Raw genomic sequence first — 9,635 nt, 5'->3', positions numbered from 1 at the left:
AGATACGATTGAATTAAGTGAAGCGATCCAGGTAGCATTGGAGGCGATGGGACTGACCGTTTTTACGGCGAGCCACGGGCAGGATGGCATTGCGCTGTACGAACGAGAGGAACCGGAGCTGATTGTGCTTGACCTGGAACTGCCCGACATGGACGGGTGGAACGTGCTGGAAACGATCCAGGAGCGGCGGCGGGGCCGGGAGCCGATCGCGGTCGTCACGACCGTTTACGGCGACGTGATCAACCGGCTGATGGGCCGCTTGCAGGGAGTCTATTGTTATCTGGTCAAGCCGTTTGCGCTCGACCAGATCGAGTCGGTTGTAATCGATGCGCTCGGGCTCGATCCGGATCGCCCGGTGGTTTAATAAAGAGGACGCTTGGAATCGAAACGCAGTAGAGCGGGGCAGGGCGCGGCCATCCTGGCGCGACTTGTGGCGCTCGTTTTGATCGTATCGGTAGCGGTGCGCCAGCCATTGAGCACTCGCATCGCGGGCTGGCTGGATGACGCTGCGGTCCACGCTGTGCGCGGCGAGACCGGCGAGGCGCTTGCGGCGTACAGCCGTGTGGCGGCGCGTGTCGGCGACAGTCCCGATCTTTATCGCATGCTGGCAGACGCGATGATCGACGCCGGGCAGTATGACGTCGCGCGTGTGTATCTGTACAAGCTCGCGGAACTGGAAGGCTGGTCGGATCAGCAGCGGCGGGCGCTGGCCGCCGTGCTCGATAAGTCGGGCGAGACGCAGCAGGCGCGCGCCCTGGCGCTCAGTCTGGCAACAAGCGGAGATGCTGATCCGGCGGCGCTGGTGGCCGCGGCGGATGCGGCGCTCAACCGCCAGGCGTGGAGCGAGGCGCAAAACGCGTTGGAGCGTGCGGTTGCCGCCGATCCTGCGAACTTCGGGGCGTTGTACCGGCTGGGGGCGCTGCTCGCCCCGCTCGATCAGGCGCGCGCGCAAGATCTGCTGCTTGGTGCGATGCCCGCGCCCGAATGGGCAGGGCGCGCGCAGCCGATCTTGAACGCGCTGTCCGGCTACGGCAGTCTGTCGCTGACGGAAGCACATACCGGCGTCGGGCTGGCGCTGATTGGGTTGGGTGATTGGGCGCTGGCTGAACACGCATTGCTTCAGGCGGTGGCGGTGAACTCGGTGAATTCGACGGCGCTGGGCTATCTCGGCTTCGTGCGTGACCAGCAGGGGCGCGATGGGTTACCCGATCTGGAAGCGGCACTGGCAATGGTCCCCTCCGATCCGGCGCTGTATTACCTGTTGGGACTGCACTGGCAGCAGGCGGAGAATGAGCCCGCCGCATATGATGCGCTCGTCCAGGCGCAGGCGTTGGACCCCGATAATCCCGCGCTGGCGGCGGAGATCGGCGCGTCCTTGCAGCGGCAGGACGATCTCGACGCGGCGGAGACGTGGTATCAGCAGGCCGTGACGCTGGCCCCCGACGATGTGCGCTGGAAAGCGCTGCTGGCTGCGTTTTATGCGGACAGCGAGATCGAACTTACCGACGATCGCTTGAATGTTGTGAAAGACGCTGCGGATGCGCTTCCCTCCGATCCCGATGCGGCGGCGAGCCTCGGCTGGGCGTATTACCGGACGGGCGCATATGACGACGCCTACGACGCGCTGAACAGAGCGGTTCAGCTCGATCCGGGCCGGGTGCGAAGCCGCTACTACTTTGGCGTCCTCCTGGAGCACCTGGGTGACCGTGATGGCGCTGCCGATTCGTTCCGCTATGTGGTGGAACGGGTTGGGGGCGAAGATGGGTACGGGCTGCTTGCCAGCCGGGGCCTCACGCGGTTAGGCTATTCCTTCTAGTTAATTTCCCTCTTCAATCGCCAAACAGCGTGTTACAATCCTCTGTGTTGGGGGCGCTTATTGGTGACGCCGCGTCTTGTGTACGCGGCAGTGGCTGGGATGAGGCTTGCATATGTCTGAAGCAATTGTGCCATTTCACCGGAGCGAGCGGCAGGAGAGCACTGCGCGCGCATCATGGCCGCTGCGGCTGATGCGGCTGCACTTTGCCGTGGCCGGGCTGGGGCTGCTGCTCAGCGCCTTGGTGCTGGGCTGGTATGTCTACACCAACGACCTGGATCGCCTCGGCATTGACTGGTCCCTGCGCATCGAGCAGGCAGGTGATGCCTACGAGCCGGGCACGCAGACTCAGGTCTTGCTGGTTGTCCTGTTGGCAGTGGGCGGGCTGTTGGAGATGCGCGCCTTGAGTGCCCTGCGCCATGTCGAGCGCGGTACGTTGGTGACCTATTTGGGCGCGGCGGGGCTGCTGCTGGGCCTGCCAGTTGCGGCGCTCCTGTGGTCGATGGAGCCGGATTTGCCCGCAATTGCGCCTGAAACGGCCCAGAACATTCTGCGGGTGATTGCCGTGCTGTTTGTTGCGCAGTCGCTGCTGGCGGTGTGGTATCTGGTCCGATTGGCGCGCCGCAGCGATCCTGCACCCGAGGTGGCAAGCCCGGCGGCGAATCGATCGTTGCGGCGCGTTGGCGTCCCTGCAATAGCGCTGTGGCTGGTGCTTATTGCCGGATTGGCGCTGGCATTGGCCGTGCTCACAGGCTGGATTGAGCGGCCTGTTGAGACGCCGGAGCCGGGGCAACTTCTCTATGCGACGACATTCGACCGCGCCGACGCCGAATGGGACCTCTACACCGGGCGCGATGCGGCGGAGTTTGTGCCTGTGAGTGGGCTGGACGAGGTGGCGCAGCAGTACGGGGCGCTGGATGGCACCGCGCTGCGGATTACGTATGGCTCGCCGTATACGAACGAGGTCGTTTTTTCAGCGCTGGATCGCACCTTCTCCGACTTTGACGCCCGGGTCACTGCGCAAATGTTGTCCGGTCCGCTGGATAACCAGTTTGGCGTGATCTTCCGCTACCGGGATCTCGATAACTATTATGGCTTTCTCATCGGCGGCGATGCCAGTAACCAGGGATGGTACGCGCTGGTCAAAATGCAGGATGGCATCCTGGAATTCGTGAGCAATTGGGGCCCTTCCGAGGCCGTCCGGCCCGGAACTGCGCCCAACGAGATCCGCATAGTGGGTGTAGGGGATCAGTTCCAGTTTTACGTGAACGATCAGGTGATGCCGCTGTGCCTCAAGGGTGAGAACGCGACGAGTATGTGGCTGAATGACGAGTGCTACACCGACGAGTCGCGCTATATCTTTGAGGACGGTGACTTTACGCAAGGACAGATCGCGCTGAGCGCCGGACACAGCATTGATACCAGCGATTCGGTCGTGGTGGCGTTCGACGATCTGGTGATCGTCGGTCCACAGCCCGATCTGGCACAGCCGGCCACCGAACCGCCCGTGCAAGCTGACGAGGTCGAATCGTGAAAGTTTATCTTGAGACGACGGGCTGCCGCCTCAATCAGAGCGAGATCGAGCAGCTAGCGGCTCAGTTTCAACAGGCTGGTCACGCCGTAGTGAGCACGGCGGAAGAAGCCGACCTGTGCGTGGTCAATACCTGCGCGGTGACCAACGAGGCCGGGCGCACCAGCCGCACGATGATCCGGCGGCTGAACCGCGTGAACCCCGGCGCGCGGATCGTGGCGACAGGGTGTTACGCGCACCTGTCGCCGGAAACGGTCGGTGCACTGCCGGGCGTGGCGCAGGTGGTGAATAATCTGGATAAAGATCGCCTCGTGCCGTTGGCGCTGAACGACGAGCCGGGCGAGATCTTCGACCGGGAGCCGCTGGCACGCGAATGGGGCAGCGGCGCGTTGGGCCGGACACGGGCCTTCGTCAAAGTGCAGGACGGCTGCGATAACCGCTGCACCTTCTGCGTCACGACGATCGCGCGTGGGCCGGGCCGTAGCCGCGCTCAGGATGACATCGTGCGTGAGGTCGACGCGCTGGCTGCCGCGGGCTATCAGGAAGCGGTATTGACCGGCGTGCATCTCGGCTCGTATGGGCACGATCAGGGTGAACGGGAAGGACTGTACGCGCTGGTGCAGGAAATCCTGTGGCGCACGGCGATCCCGCGCGTGCGGCTGTCGTCTCTGGAGCCGTGGGATCTGTCGTCCCGGTTCTTCGATCTGTGGGCGGATCCGCGTCTGTGCCGCCACCTACATCTGCCGCTGCAAAGCGGCTGTGACGCCACCCTGAAGCGCATGGCCCGCCGCACGACGCGCGCCTCGTTTCGCGCGCTGGTCGAGTCGGCGCGCGCGCAGATCCCCGATCTGGCGATCAGCACGGACGTGATCGTGGGCTTCCCCGGCGAGACCGACGACGAATTCGCGGCCAGCCTGGACTTCGTGGGCGAAATGGCCTTTACGAAACTGCACGTCTTCCGCTACTCGAAGCGGCCCGGGACCGCCGCGGCGCGCATGCCGGGGCATGTCGATGCCGAGCGCAAAAAAGCGCGCAGCGCGCAGATGCTGGCACTGTCGGAGGAGGGTGGGCGGCGCTTCGCGCAGCGGTTCGTCGGGCGCGAAGTCGAGGTGCTCTGGGAGCAGGTGACCGGTGCGTCGGAAACGGGCTATCGTAATACCGGCCTGACCGATCATTATTTGCGCGTGGATATGGATGCGCCCGAGGTGCTGACCAATTCGCTCACGCGTGTGCGTGTTGCTGGCGTGGTCGAGCACGGGCTGCGCGGCGAAATTGCGCTGAATGCGCGTGTGGAGTAGGGCGGACTATGGACTGTATTTTCTGCCGGATCGCGGCGGGGGAAATCCCGGCGCAGATCGTGTACCAGAATGAGGACGTGGTCGCCTTCCGCGACGTGAACCCGCAGTCCCCGGTGCACGTGCTGGTCATCCCGCGTGAGCACGTTCAGGGCCCGCTGGCGCTGGGTGACGGTCACGCTGCGCTGGCCGGTAAGCTGATCGCTGCTGCGGCGGAGGTCGCGCGCCAGGAAGGGATCGCGGAAAGCGGTTACCGGCTCGTGATGAACGAGGGTCGTCAGGCTCAGCAGTCGGTATTTCACGTGCACTTGCACGTCCTGGGCGGGCGTCCGATGCATTGGCCGCCGGGCTAGCGTAGGAGAGGTGGCGGCATGGGCAGCCTGTCGCTATAATGCGCCTGAGTATGGATAAGGTGGAAGGGTATGCACCCCAAAGAAGCCGTTCAAGAGAATCTGAAAGCGGCGATGAAGGCCGGTGACACGCGCCGTCGTGAGACGCTGCGTCTGATGACGGCTGCGTTCAAACAGGTCGAAGTCGATCAGCGTAAAGACCTGACCGAAGATGATGCGACCGCGATTTTGATGTCCGAAGCCAAAAAGCGGCGCGAATCCATCGAAGAAATGACGCGCGCCGGGCGTTCCGATCTGGCGGAGCAGGAGCAGTACGAACTATCCGTGATCGAGGAATTCCTGCCGCGCCAGCTCAGCGACGACGAGCTGCGCAGGGTGGTGCGCGAAGCGATTGCGGAAACTGGAGCCAGCTCGCCAAAAGATATCGGTGCACTCATGCGCGTGGTGATGCCGCGTGTGCAGGGGCAAGCGGACGGTAAACGTGTCAACGCGATTGTCCGGGAGCTGCTCGGGTAGGCGGGCCAGCCTCGACGGTCGCCAGCCGCCGCAGGCCTGACAGCGGAGTTTTAGGGCGGGCGCAAAAGTGCCCGCTTCGTATTTGGGGGCAGTATGGTGTCTGAAGACCAGAACCTCGTACCTGGACCACGACGATACAGACGCCTCCTCCACTGGGCGTTGGCGGCGGGTTTGATTGCCGCTTTTGTGAGCAGCGGATCGGTCGTGCTGGCCTACGACAGTCTGGTGTCGTCCGCGTCCCGGCTGGTGCTGGAAGTCGGTGACGTTGCGCCGCGCGACGTGCTTGCACCGCGCAGCATGACGTATGAAAGCGATGTCCTGACCGAAGATAAGCGCCAGGCGGCTGCCGCGTCGGTGCGCCCGGTATACGATCCCCCCGATGCCCGCGTCGCGACCGAACAGCTTCAGCTTGCGCGGCAGTCCCTCGACTACATCGAAAACGTCCGCTACGACGATCTGGCGAGCCTCGATCAAAAGAAGCAGGATATCGCGGCGATCACCGTGCTCAGCCTGAACGATGACGTTGTGACCCAGATGCTCGCTATCGAGGATGAGGCGGCTTGGCGCGCGGTGGACGCGCAGATCATCCGCCTGCTTGAACGCGTGATGAGCGGCGAGATCCGCGAGGACAACATCCAGTCGAAGCGAGATAACCTGACCAACCTGATCAGCGCGACGTACAGCGAGCAGGAGGTTCAGGTCATCCAGGGCGTTGTTGAAGACCTCGTGCGCGTCAATACCTTTTATAATGACGAGCTGACCCGCCAGCAGCAGACGAGCGCTGCGGAAAATGTAGCGGTCGAGGTGCGGACGTTCGCACAGGGACAGATGATCATCCGCGCAGGGGAAATCGCAACGGCGGCGCACATCGAGGCGCTGCAGCAGTTCGGGCTGCTCGACGCGGGACATCATCGCACAGCGCGTATCATCAGCGGCCTGCTGGCGATGGCGTTGGTGACGGCGCTGCTGGGCGGCTATATCCTGCGCTTTGAGCCGAAGCTGCTGATCGACCGGCGCGTGCTGATCATGCTCGGCGTGCTGTTCGTGAGCTTTATGGTTGGCGCGCGGCTGGTAAATCCGCAGGCCAAAACCGAACCGTATTATTATCCGGCGTCGGCGCTGGCATTTCTGGTGACGACGCTGGCCGGTCCGCAGTTGGGTATCGTGGTGATCCTGGCGCTGGCGTCGCTGGTGGGATTCATGGGGCACGGATCGCTGACGTTTGCCGTGCTGATCGGGTTCGCCGGGACGTTGGGCGTGTTGAGCTTTGGGCGAACCGAACGGCTGAACGCTTATTTCGTCGCCGGAGGTGTGGTCGGCCTCAGCAGCGCGCTGATTGCGCTGGCGTTTGCGCTGGGATCCGAGACGACAGTGGATGCGTTCGTGCTGCTGTCGCAGCTCGTTGGCTCGGTGTTGAACGGCATGCTGTCTGCTGCCGGGGCGCTGGTGGGCCTGTATATCATCAGCAACGTGCTGAACATCCCTAGCAGCCTCAAGCTGATCGAGCTGATGCAGCCCAATCATCCATTGCTCCAGCAGTTGTTGCGCGAGGCTCCCGGTACGTACCAGCACAGCCTCCAGGTAGCGAACTTGGCCGAATTGGGCGCGGAGCAGATCGGCGCCAACGCGACGCTCGTCCGCGTCGCCGCGATGTATCACGACATCGGCAAGATTCTCAACCCGTTCTTCTTCGTGGAAAATCAGGTCGATAGGGTTAACCCTCATGATACGTTGGGCGACCCCTACCAGAGCGCGCGCATCATCATCGGGCATGTAACCGAAGGCGAGCGGTTGGCGCGCCGTTACCGGCTGCCGCATCGAATCCATGAGTTCATCATGGAGCACCACGGCACGACCCAGGTCGCCTACTTCTACCAGCAGGCGCTCTCCCATACGAACGGAACGGGCGTGGATATCAAGGAGTTCACCTATCCCGGTCCGCGACCCCAAACGCGCGAGACGGCGATCCTGATGCTGGCGGATGGGTGTGAGAGCACGGTGCGCGCTCGGCGTCCGCAGACGAAGGACGATATCACCGAGACGGTGGACTTTATATTCGACGCGCGCCTGCGTGACCGCCAGCTTGACGAGAGCGGGCTAACGCTCGGAGATCTCCGCGCGCTCCGCGCGACGTTTGTGAACGCGCTGCAAGGTATGTTCCACTCGCGGATCACGTATCCCGGCACGCCTAAACGCCGTTCGGCCCCGCTGCCGCCTGGAACGGAGAATCGCTGGCTGGAGCCGAAAACCCCGCGCGAGCTGCCACAGCCCGCGCCGCGTCCCCAGCTTGGGATCGCGCCCGTGCCAGTGGATGCGCAGGCGGTAGTGAGTGAACTCGGCAAGAAGGCAGGCGGGCGCGGACTGGATACGCTTCCTGCGGCGGACGCACTGTTGGACACAAATGGTAATCTTGCGGTACGGCGACCGGCGAACGACGGCACTGAAAGCGACCAGCACGAATGAGTTATGACATTAACGTTCAGGTGATGATTGAGACCGAGCGGGCGATCCCGGAAGCACGCCTTGTGGCAGCGGCAACGTGGGTTCTCGACGCGCACGAATTGTCGCCGGAGGCCGGGCTGAGTATCGTCATCAGCGATGACGTGGAAATCCGTCAGCTTAACCGGCAGTTCCGTGACGTGGACAAGCCGACCGATGTGCTGTCGTTTCCCGCCGATCCCGATCCTGACGCGGTAGAAGATGCGGAATATCTGGGCGATCTGGTCCTGGCGCTGCCGTACATCGAGCGGCAGGCGGCTGCGGAGCAGCACAGCGTCGAGGACGAGATGACGCTGGCCGTAGTGCACGGCACTCTGCACCTGTTGGGCTATGACCACGACACGACGGCGCATCAGGCCGAGATGTGGGAGATCCAGGCGGAAGCATTGGCCGCGCTGGGCGTGGCGATTGTCGTACCGCAGTTTGAGTTTCCAGAGGATGGGGTAGGGGAGACTGACTCGCCGGAGTAACCGGTGAGGATGGAGGAGGCGTGCCTTCACGTCGCTCAGGTCCGCGTTCCAGCCGCGGCCATGTACGCATCGAACAAGAATCCGGCCCGTCTCGCCGGTGGGTGGCTGCTGTCCTCAGTGTGGTGGCGCTGATCGTGGTGCTGATTGTGCTGCGCCAGCTTTTAGCCGGGGACGGCGGCACGACAGCCCAGTTCAAGGATAACCGGACGTGGCTTGAATTTGCCTGGACGGACGGCCCCGTCAATGCCGACGCGGTCCAGCAGCTGGGGGATCGCTTGCGTGATGGCGATATCAACCGGGTTTATCTGGAGGCATCCGCGTGGCGTACGGATGGCACGCTGCTTGAAGGCCAGAATGCGCAGGCGTTTGCGGAGGCGCTTCAGCAGGCCGCGCCGGCCCTGGATGTGCTGCTGTGGCTGCGCATGTCGATCGACCAGATTGCCGATGAGAATCAGATTGCGGCGGCGCTCGCGCTGGCGGATAAGGCTGTGCACCAGTGGGGATTTGATGGCGTGCAGTTGAATGCTGTTGCGGTTCCGAATGGCAGCAACGGTTATGTCGCTTTACTGCGTGACCTGCGCACCGCGATAGGGGACGAGGCGGTGCTGTCGGTGACTGTGCCGCCCGATCGTGTGCCGTCCGATCCCGATGTGCCGATGAGCGCGTCGTCCGATCCCGATCTGACCTGGGATCTCAATTACAAACAGCGTATCGGGCTGCTGCTGCCGGATGAAATGGTCATTATGGCGCATGCAAGCGGGTTGGCGACCCCAGAGGATTATGAGACGTGGGTCGCCTACCAGTTGTCCAGTTATGTCTCGGCGCTTTCTGACCTCGAAAACCCGGTGAATCTGGTGATGGCCGTGCCAACGTACGACGCCGCGCCGGAGCATGATCCGGTGGTGGAGTCGGTCGCCGCGGCGATTAGCGGCGTTGATCGGGGCGCGAAGGCGAGCGATCAAAACAAGGATCAGCTTCAGGGGATTGGCTTGTACGAGTATAAAACGACCGATTCGCGGGAGTGGGCGACGTACCGCGAAAAGTGGCTGGGCAAGAAATCGGACTAATTTAAAATTGGTTAAGAATTCGGGGTTGACGAGGGGGACTGAGGGAGTATAATGCACCGCGTGGTTGGCACTGCCGGAGCGTGAGCGGCACCCA

At 63.1% G+C, this 9,635-nt stretch carries 9 protein-coding genes; all 9 read left to right on the top strand.

What is annotated here, in order from left to right:
- Positions 1–364, top strand: a 364-nt coding sequence (locus tag V7116_RS11100; protein ID WP_324391991.1) for a response regulator, incomplete at its 5' end; no start/stop codon positions are given.
- A 12-nt stretch (positions 365–376) separates the two neighbouring features.
- A complete protein-coding gene (locus tag V7116_RS11095; protein WP_324391990.1) occupies positions 377–1,816 on the top strand; it encodes a tetratricopeptide repeat protein in 1,440 nt (479 codons plus the stop codon).
- Between the two features lie 112 nt (positions 1,817–1,928).
- Positions 1,929–3,347 carry a hypothetical protein gene (locus V7116_RS11090; protein WP_324391989.1) on the top strand — a complete coding sequence of 473 codons (1,419 nt, stop codon included), beginning with the start codon at positions 1,929–1,931 and terminating at the stop codon, positions 3,345–3,347.
- Complete coding sequence (gene mtaB, locus V7116_RS11085; RefSeq protein WP_324391988.1) at positions 3,344–4,642, top strand: tRNA (N(6)-L-threonylcarbamoyladenosine(37)-C(2))-methylthiotransferase MtaB; 1,299 nt, start codon at positions 3,344–3,346, stop codon at positions 4,640–4,642. The genes V7116_RS11090 and mtaB overlap by 4 nt, the downstream gene beginning before the upstream one ends.
- 8 nt (positions 4,643–4,650) lie before the next feature.
- The gene (locus tag V7116_RS11080) at positions 4,651–4,992 is read left to right on the top strand and encodes a histidine triad nucleotide-binding protein (RefSeq protein WP_324391987.1); all 342 of its coding nucleotides are present in this window, start codon (positions 4,651–4,653) and stop codon (positions 4,990–4,992) included.
- Positions 4,993–5,061: 69 nt separating this feature from the next.
- A complete protein-coding gene (locus tag V7116_RS11075; RefSeq protein WP_324391986.1) occupies positions 5,062–5,505 on the top strand; it encodes a GatB/YqeY domain-containing protein in 444 nt (147 codons plus the stop codon).
- 171 nt (positions 5,506–5,676) lie between these two features.
- Positions 5,677–7,968, top strand: coding sequence for an HD family phosphohydrolase (locus tag V7116_RS11070; RefSeq protein WP_324391985.1), 2,292 nt, complete (start codon positions 5,677–5,679; stop codon positions 7,966–7,968).
- Positions 7,965–8,474, top strand: coding sequence for an rRNA maturation RNase YbeY (gene ybeY, locus V7116_RS11065; RefSeq protein WP_324391984.1), 510 nt, complete (start codon positions 7,965–7,967; stop codon positions 8,472–8,474). Before V7116_RS11070 ends, ybeY begins: the two co-directional genes overlap by 4 nt.
- A 20-nt stretch (positions 8,475–8,494) precedes the next feature.
- The gene (locus V7116_RS11060) at positions 8,495–9,541 is read left to right on the top strand and encodes a hypothetical protein (RefSeq protein WP_324391983.1); all 1,047 of its coding nucleotides are present in this window, start codon (positions 8,495–8,497) and stop codon (positions 9,539–9,541) included.
- The last annotated feature ends 94 nt before the right edge of the window (positions 9,542–9,635 follow it).

This window comes from Aggregatilinea sp., from assembly GCF_036822615.1.
Lineage (GTDB): Bacteria > Chloroflexota > Anaerolineae > Aggregatilineales > Aggregatilineaceae > Aggregatilinea.
This window is presented reverse-complemented; position numbering and strand designations above follow the sequence as displayed.

Excerpts from the sequence above, each read along its gene's own strand:
- V7116_RS11080 (WP_324391987.1), top strand. The coding sequence starts at position 4,651 with ATGGACTGTATTTTCTGCCGGATCGCGGCGGGGGAAATCCCGGCGCAG.
- V7116_RS11090 (WP_324391989.1), top strand. The coding sequence starts at position 1,929 with ATGTCTGAAGCAATTGTGCCATTTCACCGGAGCGAGCGGCAGGAGAGC.
- ybeY (WP_324391984.1), top strand. The coding sequence starts at position 7,965 with ATGAGTTATGACATTAACGTTCAGGTGATGATTGAGACCGAGCGGGCG.
- V7116_RS11075 (WP_324391986.1), top strand. The coding sequence starts at position 5,062 with ATGCACCCCAAAGAAGCCGTTCAAGAGAATCTGAAAGCGGCGATGAAG.